Source organism: Amycolatopsis sp. NPDC031561 (assembly GCF_055580625.1).
Genome location: NZ_JBVILA010000004.1, coordinates 142,193 through 162,028 on the forward strand (window position 1 = coordinate 142,193; position 19,836 = coordinate 162,028).

The window sequence follows — 19,836 nt, forward strand, 5'->3', positions numbered from 1 at the left end:
TACGGCGAGAGAGGGGACGCATATGAGCGAGCACGCCGCGCAGGACGTGATCGCGGGGATCCGGGAGCTGCTGCCGGTCCTGCGGGAACGGGCGCAGGAGGCGGAGGACGCCCGGCGCGTTCCCGAGGAGTCCGTCAAGTCCCTGCAGGAGACCGGGTTCTTCAAACTGTTGCAGCCGAAGACGTTCGGCGGCCTCGAAGCCGACCCGGTGAGCTTCTACACCGCTGTCAAACTCGTCGCGAGCGCGTGCGGGTCCACGGGCTGGGTCGCCTCCATCCTCGGCGTCCACCCGTGGCACCTCGGCCTGTTCGAAGCGCAGGCGCAGCAGGACGTCTGGGGCGACGACCACGACGTCCGGATCTCCTCTTCGTACGCGCCGATGGGCAAGGCGGACGTCGTCGACGGCGGCTACCGGCTCAGCGGGCGCTGGAGTTTCTCTTCGGGCTGTGATCACGCGACCTGGGTGCTGCTGGGCGGGCCGGTGTTCAAGGACGGCAAGCCCGTCGACTTCTGCACCTACCTGGTGCCGATCGGCGACTACACGATCGAAGACGTCTGGGACACCGTGGGCCTGCGCGGCACCGGGTCCAACGACATCATCGTGAACGACGTCTTCGTCCCGAAGCACCGCGCGCTCAGCTTCATCGCGACGTCGAAGTGCAAGACGCCCGGCCAGGAGCTCAACCCCGGGCCGCTGTACAAGCTCCCGTACGGTTCGGTGCATCCGAGCACGATCACCGCGCCCATCATCGGGATGGCACAGGGTGCCTACGACGCGCACGTCGAGTACCAGGGCAAGCGGGTGCGCGCGGCGTACGCGGGCGAACAGTCCAAAGAGGACCCGTTCGCCAAGGTGCGGATCGCCGAGGCGGCGAGCGAGATCGACGCGGCCTGGCTCCAGCTGACGCACAACATCGACGAGCTCTACCAGCTGGCGTGCAAGGGGGAGAAGCTGCCGTTCCCCACGCGGTTGCGGGTCCGGCGTGACCAGGTCCGCGGCACGGAACGCGCGATCTTCGCGATCGACAGGCTTTTCGAGAACTCCGGCGGCCGTGCTTTGCAGGCCGGGACCCCGATCCAGCGGTTCTGGCGCGACGCCCACGCCGGCCGCGTGCACGCGGCGAACGACGCCGAGCGCGCCTACGTCATGTTCGGAACCGGCGCCTTCGGGCTGCCCGTCGAGAATGCGATGGTCTGATGACCGAAGGCAAGTACGCCACCGTCCGCGCTGGTCATCAAGAGGGCGGTTTGAAGCTGCACTACCACGAAGCGGGCGTGGAGCATCCGGAGACGGTGATCCTCCTGCACGGTGGTGGTCCCGGCGCGTCGGCGTGGAGCAACTTCGGCCGCAACCTGCCGGTGTTCGCCAAGAACTACCGCACACTGGCGATCGATCAGCCGGGGTTCGGCCGGTCGGACAAGCCGACCGAGCATCCGCAGTACTTCCGCCACAGTGCGGACGCCGTCGTCGGGCTTATGGACGAACTCGGCATCGAGCGGGCGCATTTCGTAGGCAACTCGCTCGGCGGAGGGGCTTCCGTCCGGCTCGCGCTGAACCATCCGCACCGCGCCGGACGGCTGGTGCTGATGGGGCCGGGCGGGCTGAGCCTCAACCTGTTCGCGCCCGATCCCACCGAAGGCATCAAGAACCTGGGCAGGTTCAGCGCCCCGCCGGGGCCCAGCAGGGAAAAGCTCGAAGCCTTCCTGCGGATCATGGTGCACGACCAGTCCTTGATCACCGACGAACTGATCGACGAGCGGTTCGCCGCCGCGAGCGCGCCGGAGTCCCTCGCGGCGATGAAGGCGATGGGCAAGTCGTTCGCCCAGCCCGACACCTACGAGGAGGGCATGCTGTGGCGTGAGGCGCACCACCTCCGTCAGCGTGTGCTGCTCATCTGGGGTCGGGAAGACCGGGTCAATCCGCTCGACGGCGCCCTGCTCGCGCTCAAGACGATCCCGCGAGCCCAGCTGCACGTGTTCGGCGGCTGTGGTCATTGGGCTCAGCTGGAGAAGTTCGACGAGTTCAACCGGCTGGCACTCGACTTCCTGGGAGCCTCCTGATGGGTATCCGTTCGCTCGCCTACCTCCGCATCGAAGCCACCGACATGGCTGCGTGGCGCGAATACGGGCTGAAAGTCCTCGGCATGGTCGAGGGCTCCGGGACGAACCCGGAAGCGCTTTACCTGCGCATGGACGACTTCCCGGCGCGGCTGGTCATCTTCCCCGGCGAGCACGACAGGCTCGCCGTGGCGGGCTGGGAGGTCGCCACCGCCGGTGAGCTCGACGAGATCCGGGACTCGCTCGACGCGAACTCCGTGCCGTACAAGGAAGGCACTCCGGATCAACTCGCCGATCGCCGGGTCGACGGCCTGGTGTCCTTCGAAGACCCTTCCGGCAACACGCTCGAAGTCTTCCACGGTGTGGCGTTGCAGCATCGGCGCGTGGTGAGCCCGTACGGGCACAAGTTCGTGACCGGCGAGCAGGGACTCGGGCACGTCGTACTGTCCACACACGACGACGAAGCCGCGCTGCGGTTCTACCGTGACGTCCTCGGATTCCGGTTGCGGGACTCGATGAAACTGCCGCCGCAGATGGTCGGCAGGCCTGCCGACGGCGCGCCCGCGTGGCTGCGGTTCTTCGGCTGCAACCCACGTCACCACAGTCTCGCGTTCCTGCCGATGCCGACTCCGAGCGGCATCGTGCACCTCATGGTCGAAGTGGAGAACACCGACGACGTCGGCCTCTGCCTCGACCGGGCCATCCGCCGGAAGGTGCCGATGTCGGCCACCCTCGGGCGGCACGTCAACGATCTGATGCTCTCGTTCTACATGAAGACCCCCGGCGGATTCGACATCGAATACGGCTGCGAGGGAAGGCAAGTGGACGACGAGAGCTGGATCGCCCGAGAGAGTACGGCGGTTTCCTTGTGGGGACACGACTTTTCAATCGGTGCCCGGCCTCCGGGTCAGTCGTGACCCGGGTGACGGACGTCGGATCGGATATCGAGCCCGCCCGGTTCCGTTCGGTGCTCGGGCACTTCTGCACCGGCGTCGCCGTGGTGACCGGGCACGACGGCCGGGCACCGGTGGGGTTCGCGTGCCAGTCGTTCGCGGCGCTTTCCCTGGATCCGCCGCTGGTCTTGTTCTGTCCCGCCAAGACTTCCCGGACCTGGGCGGTGCTGGCCGAGTCCGGGCGGTTCGCGGTCAACGTGCTCGCCGAGCACCAGCAGGACGTCAGCGCGGTGTTCGGGTCGCGGGGCGCGGACAAGTTCGCGTCGGTCGACTGGACCCCCTCGCCGTCCGGATCTCCTTTGCTGACAGGGGCTTTGACGTGGATCGACTGCACGCTCGAAGCCGTGCACGAAGCGGGAGACCACTACGTCGCCGTCGGCAGGGTCACCGCGCTCGGGGAACCGTCCGATGACCGGCCCCTGCTGTTCCACCGCGGGCGGTACACCGTGACGGAACCGGTGACCGACGCGCTCACCGCGCTCATGCCGTGGCCGCGTCCCGATGATTGGCTGTAATCGTACAACTGGATAACCGTATAAACGAAAAAATGTAAAGCTGTCCTTTCCTGGTGCTTCCGCTTAGCGTTTTCACCGGAAGCTCACCAAGGAATGGGGACAGCAACGTGAACGGGAATTCTCGCAGACTGGCCGGAATCGGCTTGGCCGCCGCCGTCGTCACGGTCTTGGCCGGGGTGACGCCGGCGCAGGCCGCCGAGGGCTCGATCGTCGGCGCCGGTGCGGAAGGCGCCATCGCCGACAGCTACATCGTCGTGCTCAAGGACGGCTCCACCGTCGACAAGCCTTCGCTGGCAAGCAAGTTCGGCGGCGCCATCGGACGGCAGTACACGCAGGGCATCAGCGGTTTCTCGGTGGCGCTGGGCGAGCGGCAGGCCAAGCGCCTCGCGGCCGACCCGGCCGTCGCCTTCGTCGAGCAGAACAAGGTGGTGCGCGCCGAGGCGACGCAGACGAATCCGCCGTCGTGGGGGCTCGACCGCATCGATCAGCGCAATCTCCCGCTGGACAACAAGTACAATTACTCGACGACCGCCTCGAATGTGAACGTCTACGTTCTCGACACCGGTATTCGCGCCACGCACACCGATTTCGGCGGCCGGGTGAAGCAGGGCTACGATTTCGTCGACAATGACACGAACGCGGACGACGGTTACGGTCACGGCACGCATGTCGCCGGCACGATCGCCGGCGCGAAGTACGGTGTCGCCAAGGGTGCTTCGCTGTACCCGGTGCGGGTCCTCGGTTCCGACGGCAGCGGCACGACCGCGGGCGTGATCTCGGGCGTCAACTGGATCACCCAGAACGCCAAGAAGCCCGCCGTGGCCAACGCCAGCCTCGGTGGCGGCGCGTCGACCGCGCTGGACACCGCGGTGCGGAACTCCATCAAGGCGGGGATCACCTGGGCGGTCGCCGCGGGTAATTCGAACGTCAACGCCGCCAACACCTCGCCCGCCAGGGTGACCGAAGCACTCACGGTCGCCGCGGCGGACCGCACCGACCGCCGCGCTTCCTTCTCCAACTTCGGTTCCGTGATCGACCTGTTCGCGCCGGGCGTCTCGATCACCTCGGCCTGGAAGGACAACGACACCGCGACCTACACAGGTAACGGCACCTCGTTCGCCGCTCCGCACGTGGCCGGTGCCGCGGCGCTGTACCTGTCTTCGCACACCGGGGCCACCGCGGCTCAGGTGTCCCAGGCGCTGATCAGCGCATCGACTCCGGGGCTGGTGACCAACCCCGGTAGCGGTAGCCCGAACCGCACGCTCTACGTCGGGTAGGTTCCCTCGGTGGTGGCTCGGTCCCGGCGTTGCGCCGGGACCGAGCTTTTTCGTCCCCGTGGCCGGGGCGGGCCGAGCAGTGAACGCAAAGCCAACGGCGGCAGGGCCAGAAGTTGTTCCAGTTCGGCGAGCGCCCGGAGGGATTCCGGGCGTTCCGGTCTGCGTCTGCCGGACTGCCAATGGCTCAGCGTCGGCACACTGATGGTGACGCCGCGGAGCTCCAGGCGGTGGCGGATCCGGTCCAGCGGGAGCCCGCTGGCCGTGATCGCCGCGCGCAGAGCCGGCGGGAACGGTTCTGGATGCAGGGTGGCGCCGGGGAAGATCTTCGGGGGCGTCATGCACTGAAAGTAAGAAGCCGTATCTGGAGTGTCAACGGCGCCCGTCGGTCGTCCCAGCCGGTGAACCCTCCGAAAGTCGGATCGGCTCACCCGCTTCGTGCAGACTGCGCAACGCGAGCCGGTACGACTCGATCAGCCCCGTCTCGTGATACGGGACGCCGATCTCCGCGCAGTATCCTTGGACGATGGGCCGGGCGCGGCGAAGGTGCGGCGACGGCATACTCGGGAACAGATGGTGCTCGATCTGGTAGTTGAGCCCGCCGAGCGCGACGTCGACCACCCTGCCGCCGCGGACGTTGCGTGACGTGAGCACCTGCTTGCGGAGGAAGTCGAGTTCGGTGTCACCGGACAGGATCGGCATCCCCTTGTGGTTGGGCGCGAAGATCGATCCCATGTAGACGCCCCACAGTGCTTTGTGGACGATGAAGAAGACGAGCGCCTTGCCGGGGGAGAGGACGACGAGCAGCGCGCTGAAGTAGAGCGCGAAATGCGCCAGCAGCAAGGCCGCTTCGATCCCGCGCCGCCGGATGCCCGGCTTCGAGACCGCGCGGATACCGGAGAAGTGCAGGTTCAGGCCTTCGAGGGTGAGCAGCGGGAAGAACAGGAAAGCCTGATAGCGGCCGATGAACCGCGGAAGTCCCTTGCTGGCCCTCGCTTGGTCCTTCGACCACACGAGGATGTCCGGATCGACGTCGGGGTCGAGGTCCTCGTGGTTCGGGTTCGCGTGGTGACGGGTGTGCTTGTCCATCCACCAGCCGTAACTCATGCCGACACCGAGATTCCCGGCGATCCGGCCCGCGATCTCACTCGGACGGCGGGTCCGGAACACCTGGCGGTGCGCGAGATCGTGCGACAGCAAGGCGATCTGGCCGAACATCACCGCCTGGAAGACGGCGATCCCCAGCTGCCACCAGGAATCCCCGATCGCGAAGAAGGCGACCCAGCCGGCGACGAAGAGGGTGGCGACCAGGCCGATGCGGAAGACGTAGTAGCCGGGACGGCGGTCGAGGAGGCCCGCTTCGCTGACGCGGCGGGACAGGCGGGCGAAATCGCTGCCTGTGCGGAGGTTTGCGGTCACCGTTGTGATTCTGGCAGGGGGACGGGGGCGGGGTGAATGCGGTGGGCCGGTGGGTCGGTGCGGGGGTTGACCCTACCTTGGCCCGGTGTGGGCTCCTGCGGTTCGCGGAGCTTGACCTTGACCGTGCTGGAGGTTCTACCGTCATCAGGATGACCCGCACGGAACTACCCAGAGGAGACACGACATGACGACTCGGCAGATGTCCGACGTCGAGCTGGCCGGACAGCCGGCCGCGTATTGGACCGGTGTCGCTTACGAAGCGCTCATCGCGTACACCCGGGCTCGGCAGGCCGAAAAGGGCTACACCCAGCCGCAGTTCTGGCTGCTGCGCAATCTGTCGGCGAACGACATCTCACCCGACGGCCGGGGAATGACCTTGGCCGAACTGCGAGAGGCGATGGTCTCGTATATCCGTCCTGAGGACGATCTGGCGGTGGAGGCTGAAGCGCTCGTGGAGCGTGGCTGGGTGACCTGGGACACCGACAACCGGCTATGGCTCATCGAGGAAGGGGAACAGGCCCGCCTCGATCTCGCGCGCAACGCACCTGCCATCCGTGCCGCTCTTCATGAAGGTATTGAGGATAGGGACTACGTCACTACGGTGAAGGTGCTTCAGCGGCTGATCCGGAATGCGGGCTCGTAGCGCCGCCTTTGCCGCTGCTGTCCGGGTCGCTCCGTCCGGGTATCCGTCATGCCGCAGATCTTTCTCGGTAGCTGTCTCTCATTCGTGGCCATCGAACGCACGTTCGAGTATGATCATGGGCATGACCACGACTCTTGTCTTCAATCCGAAAGCCACTCGCCTTCTCGATTCCGCCTACGACGAAGAAGTCTCGCTTCGCCGGGCGCAGGGTCGTCAGGTGCGGTTCATAGCGGAGTTCGCCGCGGCGGGTGGTTCGCGAAGATCGGTGACCGAGGAGGTCGCCTTGTGCTTCTCGGTCTCTCGCAATCAAGCCTCCCTGCTGGTCGAAACGTCCTGCTCTCTCGTGGCGCGCTTGCCGAACACGTTGGCGGCGCTGGAGAAAGGCGACATCGATCTGTACAAGGCGTCGAAGGTCAGTCAACTGACCCGCGAAGTCTCAGACGAGATCGCGGCGCAGGTGGACGCGTTCATGGCCAACCGGCTCGCCGGGCGTGACCCCGGGGCGATCCGCAAATCGGTGAACGGCGCGGTGCAGAAGTTCGACCGGGCGGGCTATAAGGAACGGGCGGAAAAGAAACGCGCGCGACGACATGTCTCGCTGGACCACGAAGACGAGACAATGTCGACTCTCTCCGGTCTTCTGCCGTCCGAGGTGGCGAGCTCGATCTACGCGTCGATGAGTCGCGCCGCGCAGGCGCGCCGGGCGCGGGACAAGTCTCGGACCCTGGATCAGCATCGCGCGGACGTGTTCGCCGAACGGCTTCTGGCCGAGGACGGGCACGGAAAGCCTCGCGCGCACATCCATGTCTACGTCGACTTCTTGACTCTGGCCGGCGCTTGCGAGGATCCCGCGACCCTGGCCGGTTACGGGCCCATCCCCGACTGGCTCGTGCGGGAGATCGCCTCCGATCCCGGCTCGACCTGGTCACGGCTGATCACCGATCCCGCCACCGGGCAACTCCTGGAGGCCGGTGCCGACAAATACCGGTCACCGGCCTCGCTGACCCGGTTGATCAAGGCGCGGGACCGGGAATGCACGCATCCCGGCTGCCACCGTCCGGCGGAGTTCTCCGAGATCGACCACATCATTCCCCGGGCGCGGAACGGCAAGACCGATCACCACAACTGCCACGGAGCGTGCAAGATCCACAATCTCCTCAAGGAGGAACCCGGCTGGTCCGCGACGCCCACCGGCAACGGCGGCATGAGCATCACCACCCCGTCCGGGCGCACCTACGACGCGACACCGGAACCACTCCACGACCCACGCCCCGAGCCGGAGGACGACGCCCCGCCCTTCTGAGCGAAGGCTGCCATGTTTCAGGACATCGCGGACACTCCGGCCTACGCCCCAGCAGCAGCCGCCGCCCGAGCCGCATCGAACGGCGCCCGATCGAACAAGATCCGCAACTCCACGATCTTCCCCTCCCGCACGGTCACCAACTCGGCCCCAGGCGCACTCGCCACCGGCACCGTCGCGGTGTCGTACATCAGCAGCGCCGTCGTCTCGTCCCCGAACGCCGAAAGCAGGGTCGACCCGGTCAGGATCTCGGTGAACGGGCCCATGAACCCGCGAAACGCTTCCACGCCGGTAAGCGGCCCAGCGGGCGTGTGGCAGACGACGTCGTCGGCGACGTAGGTCATCGCCTTCTCGAAGTCTTTCTCTGAGGCACTGCCGGTCCACGCCCGGTGGTAGGAGAGCGCGACGTCCAAAGCCGGACTGGTCATGATGGTTCCTTTCGTCGACCTTCATCCCGTCAGACACCGTCCCCACCCGAAACGGAACGGTGCGCCGCGAAAAGGTCGTGACAAGATCGCGCCCGTGAGGACAACGGACGACCAGGCGTTTCGCGAGCTCACCGACACCTATCGGCACGAGCTGCACCTGCACTGTTACCGGATCCTCGGCTCCCTCACCGACGCCGAGGACGCGGTTCAGGAGACGCTGCTCGCCGCCTGGCGCGGCCTCGACGACTTCGAAGGGCGCTCTTCGCTCCGCACCTGGCTGTACCGCATCGCCACCAACCGCTGTCTCAACGCCCTGCGGGACGCGGGACGCCGTCGTCCCCCTGAACCGGTGCCCCCGTTCGACCCGCCGGAGCCCAGCCGCCGCGGCGAGCTGACCTGGCTGCAGCCGTACCCGGACGAACTCCTCGAGCGCGTCGCCGACAGCGAGCCCGGCCCCGAAGCGCTCTACAGCGCGAGGGAGGCGATCGAGCTCGCCTTCGTCACCGGCCTCCAGCTCCTCCCGCCGCGACAGGCCGCCGCCCTCGTCCTGCGAGACGTCCTGTGCTTCCCCACAGGCGAGGTCGCGAGCATGCTCGCGACCACCGAAACCGCGGTCAAGGGCATCCTCCAGCGCGCCCGTGCCTCGCTCGACAAGCATCGTGACGGCGCCGGGCACCGGCCGTCACCCCAGGAGCGCGAGCTGACCAGGCGGTTCGCCGACGCCTTCACCGAGGGCGATCTGGACGGCGTCCTCGACCTGCTCACCGACGACGCGTGGCTCGCCATGCCGCCGGCGCCGCACGAGTACCACGGCCTCGACGCGATCGCCGGTTTCCTCCGCGTGACCATGGCCGTGCCGGTCCCGGAGGGCTTCACGATGACGCCGACCCGGGCGAACAACCAGCCCGCCTTCGACTGCCGGCACGGCGAGGCACCGGCGGGGCTGATGGTCCTCACCCTCGACGGCGACCGCGTCCGTGCCATCACCCGGTTCCTGGATCAGAACGAGCCGCGTACCCGCCCGAGGTGATCGCCGGGCGAACCGAAAAGGTGCGCCGCACCGTGCGCCCGCTTGAAGTAGCGGTGCGCCGGATGCTCCCAGGTGATCGCGATCCCGCCGTGCAGCTGGATCATCTCGCCCGCCACCGTCGCCAGCGCCTCCGAGCAATGCACCTTCGCGACCGCGGCCAGCCTGCTCGACTCCGGAGCCGCATAGGCCGCCGAACGCGCGGTCTCCACCAGGACGTGGAGGTCCGCCATCCGATGCTTCAACGCCTGGAACCCGCCGATCGGCCTGCCGAACTGGTGCCGCTGCTTGCTGTACTCCACCGTCAGCTCGAACGCCCGCGCCGCGGCCCCGGCCTGTTCGGCGGCGAGCACCGCGCACGCGACGTCTCGGAGCGCGCCCACGTCGACCGGTCCGATCAAGCGGGCAGAGGTGCGGTCGAAGGTCACGCGGGCGAGCCGCCGGGTCTCGTCCATCGCGGCGGTCCGCACCCGAGGGGCGTCGGTCACCTCGTACAGCGAGTCTCCCGCGAGCACCAGCAGAATCTCGGCCTCGTCGCCGTGGAGGACGTAGTGGGCCTCGCCGTCCACAGTGATTCCAGACGCAGTGCATGCCGGGGCGTCCCACCGGCCATCGGCATCCGTCCAGGCCACGGCGCCGACGACACCTTCGGCGAGCCGGGGGAGCAGGCGCTCACAAGCGTCGTCATCGCCCGTGGCGAGTAGCGCGTGCACGGCGAGCACGGCCGAACCGAGGAACGGGACGTCCGCGAGGACCCTGCCCAGTTCCTCGGCGACCACCTGCAGTTCCGCCGTCCCGGCACCGAGACCGCCGAACCGCTCGGGAACGGCCAGTGCCGCCACGCCGATCTGTTCGCACAGCTCCGGCCAGGGATCAGCCTCCCGGTCCAGCAGTTTCCGGACGCTGTCGCGCAGCGCGTCCTGTTCGGCGGTGAACGTCATGACAGCACCCGCTCCCGGTGGAACCGCGGCGTTCCCCAGGCGCCGACCAGCGCGCGCACCCTGGTCAGCCGCAGGCCGAGCGCGTGTTCGGCGGTGTAGCCGATCGCACCGTGCACCTGCAGCCCGGTCCGGGCGGCGAGGTGCGCGGCGTCGCCGCACGCCACCTTGGCCGCGGAGACGTCGCGCCGGTCCAGGGTGACGGCCGCGCCGTAGAGCAGCGGTTCGGCCAGCGCGAGCCCGGTCGCGACGTCGGCGAGCAGGTGTTTGACCGCCTGGTACCCGCCGATCTCCCGTCCGTACTGCTTGCGTTGCGCGGCATACGCCACCGCCGTGTCGAGCAGCCACCGTCCGGCACCGAGGAGGTGCGCGGCCGTGGCGAGGCAGCCCAGTTCGAACGCGCGGTCCGCGTCGAGCGCCGTGCCGAGGTCGTCCCCCGACACCGGGGGGAACAGCCGTCGTGAACCGTCCACAGAGGACAAGAGTGTGCCGGGGGTGAACGCGCGCAGCCTGCCGTTCCCGACCGCGAGCCGGGCGTCGGCGACGTCGGAGTCCAAGGCGTACGGCACGTGGGGCGCGAACGCCACCGACGCCAGCGTCTCGCCGGACGCGACCGAGGTCAGCAGCTCGTCGTCCAGCAAGGACGGCAGTACGGCCACGGTGTCGGTCCACGGGCCAGGGACGCAGTGGTAGCCGAGCCGTTCGAAGCCGACGACCAGATCGACCGGGGTGGCGCCGAGCCCGTCGTACCGTTCGGGGACCGCCAGCGCGGTCACCCCGAGGTCCGCCAGCCGTCGCCAGATCTTGAGACCGGGGCCGGGATCACCCGCCGCCCAGGACCGGTTGGCCGTGTCGGTGTCCAAACCGGACAGAAGATCGTGCAGGCTGCGGGAGAACTGCTCCTGCTCACCGGAGAGCGCGAACCTCATCGAGCTCCCTTCGGCAGGCCGAGCAGCCGTTCGGCGACGATGGACCGCTGGATCTGGTCGGTCCCGCCGTAGATCGGGCCCGCCAGCGAGAACAGCCATCCGTCACTCCACCGGCCGCGCAGTTCGGCGTCCGGGCCGAGGACGTCGAGCGCCGTCTCGTGCAGCGCGACGTCGAGGTGGGACCAGAACAGCTTGTTGACACTCGATTCCGGCCCGAGTTCCGCTCCGTCCGCGAGGCGGGTGACCGTGCCGAGCGTGTACAGCTGGTAGGCCCGCGCGCCGATCCACGCGTCGGCCACCCTCTCGGCGGTGTGGGCGGGGCGTCCGGTGTCGCGCCAGAGCGAGACCAGCCTGTCGGCCGCGGCGAGGAACCGGCCGGGACTGCGCAGGGACAGACCGCGTTCGTTGTTCGCCGTCGTCATCGCGACCCGCCAGCCCTCGCCCGGCGTGCCGATCACGTCCTCGTCGGGGACGAAGACGTCGTCGAAGAAGATCTCCGCGAATCCCGGCTCGCCGTCCAGCTGGGGGATCGGCCGGACGGTGATCCCCTCGGCCCGCAGATCCACCATCAGATACGTGAGGCCCTTGTGCCGCGCGGAATCCGGATCGCTGCGGAACAGGCCGAAAGCCCGGTCGGCGAACGTCGCGCGGGAACTCCACGTCTTCTGCCCGCTGACCCGCCATCCGCCGTCGCAGCGGGTCGCGGTGCTCCGGAGCGCGGCGATGTCGCTGCCCGCTTCGGGTTCCGACCAGGCCTGAGCCCAGACCTCCTCCGAGCGCGCCATCTTCGGCAGGATGCGACTCTGTTGTTCCTCGGTGCCATGGGAGAACAGCGTGGGCGCGAGCATGAAGATGCCGTTCTGGTTGACCCTCAGCGGTGCGCCGGCCGCGTAGTACTCCTCCTCGAACAGCACCCACTCCAGGAGGCTCGCGTCCCGCCCGCCGTACTCGCGCGGCCAGGAGACGACCGACCATCGGGCCTCGGCCAGCTTCGCCTCCCACTCGCGGTGCTGGGCGAAACCCTCGGCGGTATCGAACGACTTCAGTGGCTCGGCGGGAACGTTCGCGGCCAGCCAGGAGCGTGCTTCGTCACGGAAGGCGAGTGTCTGCTCTTCCAGGTCGAGGTTCATCACGAACTCGCGTCCCGCATCGAGCGCGCATCCTGTCCGCCCAAGGAATCCCCGCCGGACATTTCGGCGTTGTGCGCGTGCGCGAAATGATGCAGGCCGAACACGGAGTCCATTCCGGACCGCAGCCCCATCAGATCCTCGGCCTGGTTGACGGCCTTCTTGGCGAGCGCGAGACCCATCCGCGGCATCACCGCGATCTTCTCGGCCAGCGCCATCGTCTCGGCTTCGAGGTCGGCGCGGGGGACGACGCGGTTCAGCATGCCCCATTCCTTCGCCTGCCGCGCGGTGAAACGCTCACCGGTGAACAGCACCTCCTTGGCCGCGCGCGGACCGAGGACCCAGGGATGCGCGAAGTACTCGACACCGGGAATCCCCATGCGCACCACGGGATCGGCGAAGAACGCGTCGTCGGAGGCGACGATCATGTCGCACACCCACGCCAGCATGAGCGCGCCCGCGATGCACGCGCCCTGCACACTCGCGATGGTCGGCTTCGGGATCTCGCGCCACCGGCGGCACATGCCAAGGTAGACCTCCGACTCGCGGGCGAACCGCTGGTCGCCGCCCTCGGCGCCGACGTGGTCCCACCACAGGACCGCCTTGCGCTCGAAGGAGACGTCCACGTCGCGTTCCGGGGTTCCGATGTCGTGCCCGGCCGAGAAATGCTTGCCCGCCCCGGCCAGCACGATCACCTTGACCTCGGGATCCTCGACGGCGCGGGTGAACGCGGCGTCGAGCGCGTAGGTCATCGCCGAGTTCTGCGCGTTCCGGTACTCCGGCCGGTTCATCGTGACGACGGCCACCGGCCCGCGTCGCTCGTACTCGACGGTCATCCGTTCTCCTCCCGCAACACGCGTTTCAGCACCTTCCCCGACAGGTTGCGCGGAAGTTCCGCCACGAAGTCGACAAATCGAGGAATCTTGTAGTTGGCCAATTCGCCCTCGCAATGCGCCAGGACGTCCTCTGTGGACAGTGCGGCGCCGGGGCGCGGGACGACGAACGCCTTGCCGACCTCACCGAGCCGGTGGTCCGGCACGCCGACCACGGCGGACTCCGCGACACCGTCCAGCCTGCTGAGCACCTGCTCGACTTCGGCGGGGTAGACGTTGAACCCGCCGCAGACGTACATGTCCTTGATCCGGTCGACGATCTTGAGATAGCCGCGTTCGTTCAGCACGCCGACGTCGCCGGTGTGCAGCCAGCCGTCCGCGTCGACGGCCTTCGCGGTCGCTTCCGGGTCGTCGAGATAGCCGAGCATCACGTTCGGCCCGCGCAACAGGACCTCGTCGTGCTCACCGAGCTTCACCTCGAATCCCGCCGTCGCGCGGCCGGTGTAGTTCGCCACGAGCTTCGCGTCGTCGCCGGGACGGGACATCGTCGCGACCACGGCTTCGGTGAGCCCGTACGCGGTGAGCACGGTGTCGAAGCTCAGTTCCGTCTGCATCCGCTCGACGAGCGCGACCGGCACCGTGGCGGCACCGGTGACGGCGAGCCGGAGACTGGACAGGTCGTGGTCCGCGCGTTCCGGCGCGTCCAGCAGCACTTGGTGGATCGTCGGCGCGCCCGGCAGCACGGTGACACGTTCGGTCTCGATGAGCCGCAGGGTTTCCCGGACGTCGAAGGTGCGCTGCGGCAGCATCGCCGCTCCTCGCGACACGGCGGCGACGATGCCCGCCTTGTACCCGAAGCTGTGGAAGAACGGGTTGATCACGAGGTACCGGTCCTGCTCGGTCAGGCCACCGCAGTCCGCCCAGGCTTCGGCGACGCTCAACGCCTGCCGGTGGCTGCTCATCGCGCCCTTGCTGCGGCCGGTGGTCCCGGACGTGAACAGGATGTCGCTGACGTCGTCCGCCTTGGCCGGACTGGTGAAAGAGTCGTCGAGCCCGGCCAGCGCGTCCCATTCCGTGACGCCGTCGACCGGTTCTTCCGTGCCTTCGACAGGGATCCGCAGGATGGTTCCGGGGCGTTCGTCGCCGAGGGCGGCCAGCCGGTCGGTGCCGAGGAACGTGCCGGTGATCACGAGCGCGGAAACCCGTGCGCGGCCGAGGATGTCGAGGGTCTCGCGGGCGGTGAAGCGGGTGTTGACCGGGACGAGCGTCGCGCCGGCGTACAGCGCGCCGAGCCCGGCGACGACCCAGTGCCAGGTGTTGGGGGAGCAGATCGCGACCCGTTGGTGGCCCTCGAAGAACCGTGCCGCCTGCCGCACCCGCCGCGCGAGTTCGGCATAGGTGAGCCGGACTTCGCCGTCGACGAGTGCTTCTCGTCCGGCGAAGCGTTCCGCGGCCCTGTCGAGCGCCGCCGGGATGGTCCCTGGGGACATCGAGCCTCCCTAGCAAGTGCTTGGTAGGGTAGCCTACGCAGCAGGCTCTGGTTTGGCTAGAGGAGGCATGCGTGGCTCAGGACGGCTTTCGTGACCGTGTGCGCACCTGGCTGGCGGACAACCTGCCGCCGGACTTGCGTGGTTTGGGCGGTCCGGGGCGCGAACACGAGGCCTTCGGCGAACGCGTGGAGTGGGAACGGCGGCTCGCCGCGGCGGGCTGGACCTGCGTCGGCTGGCCGGTCGAGCACGGCGGACAGGGTGCGACGCTCGAACAGCAGGTCGTCTTCCACGAGGAGTACGCGCGAGCGGACGCCCCGGCGAGGGTGAGTCACCTGGCGCAGGAACTCCTGGGCCCCACCTTGATCGCGTTCGGCACGCCGGAACAGCGAAAGAGGTTCCTGCCGCCGATCGTGGCCGTCGAGGAACTGTGGTGCCAGGGCTATTCCGAGCCCGGCGCCGGTTCCGACCTCGCCGCCGTGTCGACCACGGCGACCCTCGAAGGCGACGAGTGGGTGTTGCACGGCCAGAAGGTGTGGACGTCGCTCGCGCACGTGGCCGACTGGTGTTTCGTGCTCGCCCGCACCGAACCTGGCTCGAAGCGCCACAAAGGACTGTCCTATTTGCTCGTTCCGCTGCGGCAACCCGGCGTCGAGGTGCGCCCGATCCAGCAGCTCACCGGGACCTCCGAGTTCAACGAGGTCTTCTTCGACGGCGCCCGCACGGCGAGCGACCTGGTCGTCGGCGAACCCGGTGACGGCTGGCGGGTGGCCATGGGCACGCTCGCCTTCGAGCGCGGGGTCGCGACACTCGGCCAGCAGGTCGGCTTCCGCCGGGAACTCGAGGAACTCACCAGGATCGCGCCGGACGATCCCGTCATCGCCGAGCGGATCGATCGGGCCTGGGTCGGCCTGGAGGTCATGCGGGCCCACGCGATCCGCACGCTGGGCGACTCGTCGCCGGGTGTCGCGGAAGTGTCCAAACTGGTCTGGGCGAACTGGCATCGTGACCTCGGGGAGCTGGCGATGCTCGTCCGCGGTGCGCGGGGCATGGTCGCCGAGGACGGGCTCGACGCCTGGCAGCGGCTCTTCCTCTTCACTCGAGCCGACACCATCTACGGCGGCTCCAACGAAATCCAGCGCAACGTCATCGCCGAGCGGGTGCTCGGCCTGCCAAGGGAGGTGCGACCGTGATTCCGGTTCCGAAGTATCCCGAGGGGGCGAACCTGTTGCGGGACAAGGTGGTCGTGGTGACGGCCGCGGCCGGAACCGGGATCGGTTCCGCCGTGGCGAAACGCGCGCTGGAGGAAGGCGCCCGCGTCGTGATCAGCGACTGGCACGAGCGGCGCCTGGGAGAGAAGGCCGCCGAACTGGGCGACGTCCACGCGATTCCCTGTGACGTCACCCAAGAGGAACAGGTCCAGGCGCTCATCGACGGAGCCGCCGCGCACTACGGCCGCGTCGACGTGCTCGTCAACAACGCCGGGCTCGGCGGCACCAAGTCCATAGTGGACATGGGCGACGAAGAATGGGCGCGGGTCATCGACGTGACCCTCAACGGCACCTTCCGCGCGACGAGGGCCGCGGTGAACCGGTTCATCGCGCAGGGCGACGGCGGGGTGATCGTGAACAACGCCTCCGTGATCGGCTGGCGCGCACAGGCCGGTCAGGCGCACTACGCGGCGGCGAAGGCGGGAGTCATGGCGCTCACCCGCTGCGCGGCCGTCGACGTCGCGGAACACGGCATCCGGGTCAACGCCGTCGCCCCGAGCCTGGCGATGCATCCGTTCCTGGCCAAGGTGACCAGCGAGGAACTGCTCACCGAACTCACCGCGCGCGAGGTCTCGGGGAGGGCGGCGGAACCCTGGGAAGTGGCGAATGTGATGGTGTTCCTCGCCAGTGAGTACTCGTCGTACCTCACCGGTGAGGTCGTGTCCGTGAGTTCCCAGCATGCGTGAGGTACCGATGAAGTCCAGTCCAGGGTCCCGCCGCGCCGAACTGCTCGCCCTGGCGGCGAAGCTGTTCGCCGAGCGCGGTTACGTCTCCACCACCGTGCGGGACATCGCGGACGCGGCGGGAATCCTTTCGGGCAGCCTCTACCACCATTTCGACTCGAAGGAGTCGATGGCCGACGAGATCCTCACCGGATTCCTCGACGAACTCTTCGGCGCCTACGCCGAAATCGTCGCGGAGGGCAGAGGGCCGCGGGAAACGCTGGAAGCCGTCGTCGTGGCGTCGTTCGAATCCATTCACCGGCGGCCCGCCGAGGTGGCTATCTACCAGTCCGAAGCGAAACACCTGATGCAGTTGCCGCGTTTCGACTACCTCACCGACCGCAACACCGAGTTCCGCAAGCTGTGGAACGCGATCCTCACCGACGGGATCGCGGCCGGCGTCTTCCGCGCCGACCTCGACGTCGAGCTCACCTACCGGTTCATCCGCGACACCGTCTGGGTGGCGGTGCGCTGGTACAACCCCGACGGGACGCTGAGCGCGGACGACGTCGCACAGCAGTACCTCGGGATCCTGCTGGACGGCATCGCGACAAAGAGGAGGCGCCGTGGCTGAGGCTTATGTACTGGACGCGGTCCGGACACCGGTCGGCAAACGCGGGGGAGGGCTCAGCGGCGTCCACCCCGCCGACCTCGGCGCCCACGTCATCCAGGCCGTCGTCGAACGAGCGGGTGTCGACGCCGATCTGGTCGACGACGTCATCCTCGGCTGCACCGACACACTCGGGCCGCAGTCCGGGAACATCGCGCGGACGGCGTGGCTCGCGGCGGGGTTCGGGCACCACGTGCCGGGTGTGACGATCGACCGGCAGTGCGGTTCGAGCCAGCAGGCCGTGCATTTCGCCGCGCAGGCGGTGCTGTCCGGGACGATGGACCTCGTCCTCGCGGGCGGCGTGCAGAACATGAGCGCCATCCCGATCAGCGCGGCGATGCTGGCCGGGCGCGAGTACGGCTTCGAGGACCCGTTCTCCGGCTCGAAAGGCTGGCAGGAGCGGTACGGCAGCGTCGAGGTTTCGCAGTTCCGCAGTGCCGACATGATCGCCGAGCACTGGGATCTGACTCGTGAGGCGATGGAGGAGTACGCCTTCCGCAGTCATCAGCGCGCGGTCGCGGCCATCGACGAAGGCCGGTTCGCCGCCGAAACAGTGCCGTTCGCCGGTGTCGGCCTGGACGAGGGGCCCAGGCGTGACACCAGCTTGGAGCGGATGGCCGGGCTGAAGCCGCTGAGCGAGGGTTCGCGGATCACCGCGGCCGTGGCCAGCCAGATTTCCGACGGTGCCAGCGCGACGCTCATCGCGTCGGAGAAGTTCGTCGAGGAACACGGTCTCACGCCGCGCGCCAGGATCCATCACCTTTCCGTGCGGGCGGCCGATCCGGTGTGGATGCTGACCGGGCCGATCCCGGCGACCGCGCACGCGCTGCGGAAGACCGGGCTGGGTATCGGCGACATCGACCTGTTCGAAGTCAACGAGGCTTTCGCGAGCGTGGTCCTGGCGTGGATCGAGGAGACGGGCGCAGACCCGGACCGTGTCAACGTCAACGGCGGCGGCATCGCACTCGGGCACCCCATCGGGGCGACCGGGACCAAGCTGTTCGCGACCCTGCTGCACGAACTCGAACGACGCGGCGGGCGCTACGGGCTGCAGACGATGTGCGAAGGCGGCGGAACGGCGAACGTCACGATCATCGAACGGCTCTGACACTCCACACGAGGAGTGTCAAGGCGCTGAAAGCCGCGCCCAGCAGGCAAACCCCGGTCCAGCCCGCGAAGGCGTAGATAGCGGTGGAGGCGATGGCGCCCAGGCCGCTGCCGACCGAGTAGAAGATCATGTAGCCGCCGATCAACCTGCTGCCGGCGTCCGGCCGGAGCGGGTAGATCAAGGTCTGGCTCGTGACGTGCACGGCCTGGACGGCGAGGTCGAGCAGGACGGCGCCCGCCACCAGGGCCCACAGTGAAACGCGGGTGAAGCCCAGCGGCACCCAGGAAAGCAAGAGCAGGCCCAGCGCCAGCCCGGTCGTCCACTGTGCCCGGCCGCGGTCCGCGAGCCGTCCGGCGGGCGCCGCCGCCAGCGCGCCCGCCGCCCCGGCCAGCCCGAACGCGCCGATGGCGGTGTGCGACAGGCCGTCCTCGCTGAGTGGCAAGGCGACGGAACTCCACAGGGTGCCGAACGCGGCGAAGATCAGCAGCGCCAGCGTTCCCCGCGTCCGGAAGACGGGTTCGTCGGCGAAAAGCGACACCGTGGAACGCAGTAGCCGCCGGTAGCCCATGCCCTGTCCGGCCGGGACCGAGGCGGGCAGCACGCGGTACAGCACGATCGCGATCAGCACGGTCACCGCGGCGGACGCGAAGTACACCGCCCGCCAGCCCGCGAGGTCGGCCAGCGTGCCCGACACCGTGCGCGCCAGCAGGATCCCGAGGACGACGCCGGTCGTCACCAGGCCGACCACGCGCCCGCGTCCGGCGGGGTCGGCCAGCGACGCGGCGAACGCGACGAGGAGCTGCGTGACCACCGCGAGAACACCGATCGCCGCCATCCCGGCGAGCAGGATCACGCCGTTCGCGGCGGTCGCGGCGACCAGTTCGGCGATCGCCAGCAGCGTCAGCAGGCCGACGACGAGCCGCCGCCGCTCGAGCAGGTCGCCGAGCGGGACCAGGAGGAACAGGCCCAGGCCGTAACCGAGCTGCGTGAGCGTGACGATGCCGCCCACGGTCGACGCGGCGATCCCGAGATCGGCACCCATGGTGACGAGCAACGGCTGGGCGAAGTAGATCGTGGCGACGGCCGTCCCGGCGGCCACGGCGAACAACAGGACGACTCCGCGGTGCACGAACCCTCCAATGGTTTCAACTTGCTACCACTGGCGACGGTAGAGCACGGCGGTTGTAAGATGCA

At 68.5% G+C, this 19,836-nt stretch carries 21 protein-coding genes; 12 read left to right on the forward strand and 9 right to left on the reverse strand.

Going from position 1 to position 19,836, the window contains the following annotated elements:
- The first annotated feature begins 22 nt into the window (after nucleotides 1-22).
- From hsaA to ACZ5IK_RS12250, 5 genes are all read left to right on the forward strand, one after another.
- A complete protein-coding gene (gene hsaA / locus ACZ5IK_RS12230) occupies nucleotides 23-1,198 on the forward strand; it encodes a 3-hydroxy-9,10-secoandrosta-1,3,5(10)-triene-9,17-dione monooxygenase oxygenase subunit (protein ID WP_101606515.1) in 1,176 nt (391 codons plus the stop codon).
- Nucleotides 1,198-2,061: a 4,5:9,10-diseco-3-hydroxy-5,9,17-trioxoandrosta-1(10),2-diene-4-oate hydrolase gene (gene hsaD, locus ACZ5IK_RS12235; RefSeq protein WP_465487753.1), complete on the forward strand. Its 864-nt coding sequence runs from the start codon at nucleotides 1,198-1,200 to the stop codon at nucleotides 2,059-2,061. Before hsaA ends, hsaD begins: the two co-directional genes overlap by 1 nt.
- Entirely contained in the window at nucleotides 2,061-2,975 is a 915-nt protein-coding gene (gene hsaC / locus ACZ5IK_RS12240; protein WP_465487754.1) for an iron-dependent extradiol dioxygenase HsaC, read from the forward strand. The genes hsaD and hsaC overlap by 1 nt, the downstream gene beginning before the upstream one ends.
- Nucleotides 2,972-3,526, forward strand: a complete 555-nt coding sequence (gene hsaB / locus ACZ5IK_RS12245) for a 3-hydroxy-9,10-secoandrosta-1,3,5(10)-triene-9,17-dione monooxygenase reductase subunit (RefSeq protein ID WP_465487755.1) — start codon at nucleotides 2,972-2,974, stop codon at nucleotides 3,524-3,526. Before hsaC ends, hsaB begins: the two co-directional genes overlap by 4 nt.
- 143 nt (nucleotides 3,527-3,669) lie before the next feature.
- On the forward strand, nucleotides 3,670-4,803 hold the full coding sequence (locus ACZ5IK_RS12250; protein ID WP_465488014.1) for a S8 family peptidase: 1,134 nt from the start codon (nucleotides 3,670-3,672) through the stop codon (nucleotides 4,801-4,803).
- On the opposite strand, the gene ACZ5IK_RS12255 is transcribed toward ACZ5IK_RS12250, so the two are convergent.
- Nucleotides 4,791-5,141, reverse strand: a complete 351-nt coding sequence (locus ACZ5IK_RS12255; RefSeq protein WP_465487756.1) for a transcriptional regulator — start codon at nucleotides 5,139-5,141, stop codon at nucleotides 4,791-4,793. The two genes, ACZ5IK_RS12250 and ACZ5IK_RS12255, sit on opposite strands and share 13 nt — an antisense overlap.
- Before the next feature lie 31 nt (nucleotides 5,142-5,172).
- Nucleotides 5,173-6,219 (reverse strand): fatty acid desaturase family protein, encoded by a 1,047-nt coding sequence (locus ACZ5IK_RS12260; protein WP_465487757.1) that lies wholly within the window; start codon nucleotides 6,217-6,219, stop codon nucleotides 5,173-5,175.
- Between the two features lie 184 nt (nucleotides 6,220-6,403).
- On the opposite strand from ACZ5IK_RS12260, the gene ACZ5IK_RS12265 reads away from it, so the two are divergent.
- Together ACZ5IK_RS12265 and ACZ5IK_RS12270 are read left to right on the forward strand one after the other, a co-directional pair.
- Nucleotides 6,404-6,862 carry a MarR family transcriptional regulator gene (locus tag ACZ5IK_RS12265; protein ID WP_465487758.1) on the forward strand — a complete coding sequence of 153 codons (459 nt, stop codon included), beginning with the start codon at nucleotides 6,404-6,406 and terminating at the stop codon, nucleotides 6,860-6,862.
- A gap of 121 nt (nucleotides 6,863-6,983) precedes the next feature.
- A complete protein-coding gene (locus ACZ5IK_RS12270) occupies nucleotides 6,984-8,165 on the forward strand; it encodes an HNH endonuclease signature motif containing protein (RefSeq protein ID WP_465487759.1) in 1,182 nt (393 codons plus the stop codon).
- 41 nt (nucleotides 8,166-8,206) lie between these two features.
- Here the strand turns inward: ACZ5IK_RS12270 and ACZ5IK_RS12275 are convergent, their stop codons facing one another.
- Entirely contained in the window at nucleotides 8,207-8,590 is a 384-nt protein-coding gene (locus ACZ5IK_RS12275; protein ID WP_465487760.1) for a nuclear transport factor 2 family protein, read from the reverse strand.
- Between the two features lie 94 nt (nucleotides 8,591-8,684).
- Between ACZ5IK_RS12275 and ACZ5IK_RS12280 the strand changes: the two genes are divergently transcribed.
- Complete coding sequence (locus ACZ5IK_RS12280) at nucleotides 8,685-9,620, forward strand: RNA polymerase subunit sigma-70 (RefSeq protein ID WP_465487761.1); 936 nt, start codon at nucleotides 8,685-8,687, stop codon at nucleotides 9,618-9,620.
- Here the strand turns inward: ACZ5IK_RS12280 and ACZ5IK_RS12285 are convergent.
- The 5 genes from ACZ5IK_RS12285 to ACZ5IK_RS12305 are packed head-to-tail and all read right to left on the reverse strand — an operon-like array spanning nucleotide 9,590 to nucleotide 14,934.
- The gene (locus tag ACZ5IK_RS12285; protein WP_465487762.1) at nucleotides 9,590-10,558 is read right to left on the reverse strand and encodes an acyl-CoA dehydrogenase family protein; all 969 of its coding nucleotides are present in this window, start codon (nucleotides 10,556-10,558) and stop codon (nucleotides 9,590-9,592) included. The genes ACZ5IK_RS12280 and ACZ5IK_RS12285 overlap by 31 nt on opposite strands.
- The gene (locus ACZ5IK_RS12290) at nucleotides 10,555-11,484 is read right to left on the reverse strand and encodes an acyl-CoA dehydrogenase family protein (protein WP_465487763.1); all 930 of its coding nucleotides are present in this window, start codon (nucleotides 11,482-11,484) and stop codon (nucleotides 10,555-10,557) included. The genes ACZ5IK_RS12285 and ACZ5IK_RS12290 overlap by 4 nt, the downstream gene beginning before the upstream one ends.
- Nucleotides 11,481-12,614, reverse strand: a complete 1,134-nt coding sequence (locus ACZ5IK_RS12295) for an acyl-CoA dehydrogenase family protein (RefSeq protein WP_465487764.1) — start codon at nucleotides 12,612-12,614, stop codon at nucleotides 11,481-11,483. The genes ACZ5IK_RS12290 and ACZ5IK_RS12295 overlap by 4 nt, the downstream gene beginning before the upstream one ends.
- Entirely contained in the window at nucleotides 12,614-13,447 is an 834-nt protein-coding gene (locus tag ACZ5IK_RS12300; RefSeq protein WP_465487765.1) for an enoyl-CoA hydratase, read from the reverse strand. Before ACZ5IK_RS12300 ends, ACZ5IK_RS12295 begins: the two co-directional genes overlap by 1 nt.
- Nucleotides 13,444-14,934 (reverse strand): FadD3 family acyl-CoA ligase, encoded by a 1,491-nt coding sequence (locus ACZ5IK_RS12305; protein WP_465487766.1) that lies wholly within the window; start codon nucleotides 14,932-14,934, stop codon nucleotides 13,444-13,446. Before ACZ5IK_RS12305 ends, ACZ5IK_RS12300 begins: the two co-directional genes overlap by 4 nt.
- A gap of 71 nt (nucleotides 14,935-15,005) precedes the next feature.
- On the opposite strand from ACZ5IK_RS12305, the gene ACZ5IK_RS12310 reads away from it, so the two are divergent.
- Genes ACZ5IK_RS12310 through ACZ5IK_RS12325 form a run of 4 tightly spaced genes read left to right on the forward strand, consistent with a single transcriptional unit; the run spans nucleotide 15,006 to nucleotide 18,642 of the window.
- Entirely contained in the window at nucleotides 15,006-16,124 is a 1,119-nt protein-coding gene (locus ACZ5IK_RS12310; protein WP_465487767.1) for an acyl-CoA dehydrogenase family protein, read from the forward strand.
- Nucleotides 16,121-16,888: an SDR family oxidoreductase gene (locus ACZ5IK_RS12315; protein ID WP_465487768.1), complete on the forward strand. Its 768-nt coding sequence runs from the start codon at nucleotides 16,121-16,123 to the stop codon at nucleotides 16,886-16,888. The genes ACZ5IK_RS12310 and ACZ5IK_RS12315 overlap by 4 nt, the downstream gene beginning before the upstream one ends.
- A 7-nt stretch (nucleotides 16,889-16,895) precedes the next feature.
- Complete coding sequence (locus tag ACZ5IK_RS12320; protein WP_465488015.1) at nucleotides 16,896-17,498, forward strand: TetR/AcrR family transcriptional regulator; 603 nt, start codon at nucleotides 16,896-16,898, stop codon at nucleotides 17,496-17,498.
- Entirely contained in the window at nucleotides 17,491-18,642 is a 1,152-nt protein-coding gene (locus ACZ5IK_RS12325; RefSeq protein ID WP_465487769.1) for an acetyl-CoA C-acetyltransferase, read from the forward strand. Before ACZ5IK_RS12320 ends, ACZ5IK_RS12325 begins: the two co-directional genes overlap by 8 nt.
- On the opposite strand, the gene ACZ5IK_RS12330 is transcribed toward ACZ5IK_RS12325, so the two are convergent.
- On the reverse strand, nucleotides 18,626-19,771 hold the full coding sequence (locus ACZ5IK_RS12330) for an MFS transporter (RefSeq protein WP_465487770.1): 1,146 nt from the start codon (nucleotides 19,769-19,771) through the stop codon (nucleotides 18,626-18,628). The two genes, ACZ5IK_RS12325 and ACZ5IK_RS12330, sit on opposite strands and share 17 nt — an antisense overlap.
- Nucleotides 19,772-19,836: the final 65 nt, after the last annotated feature.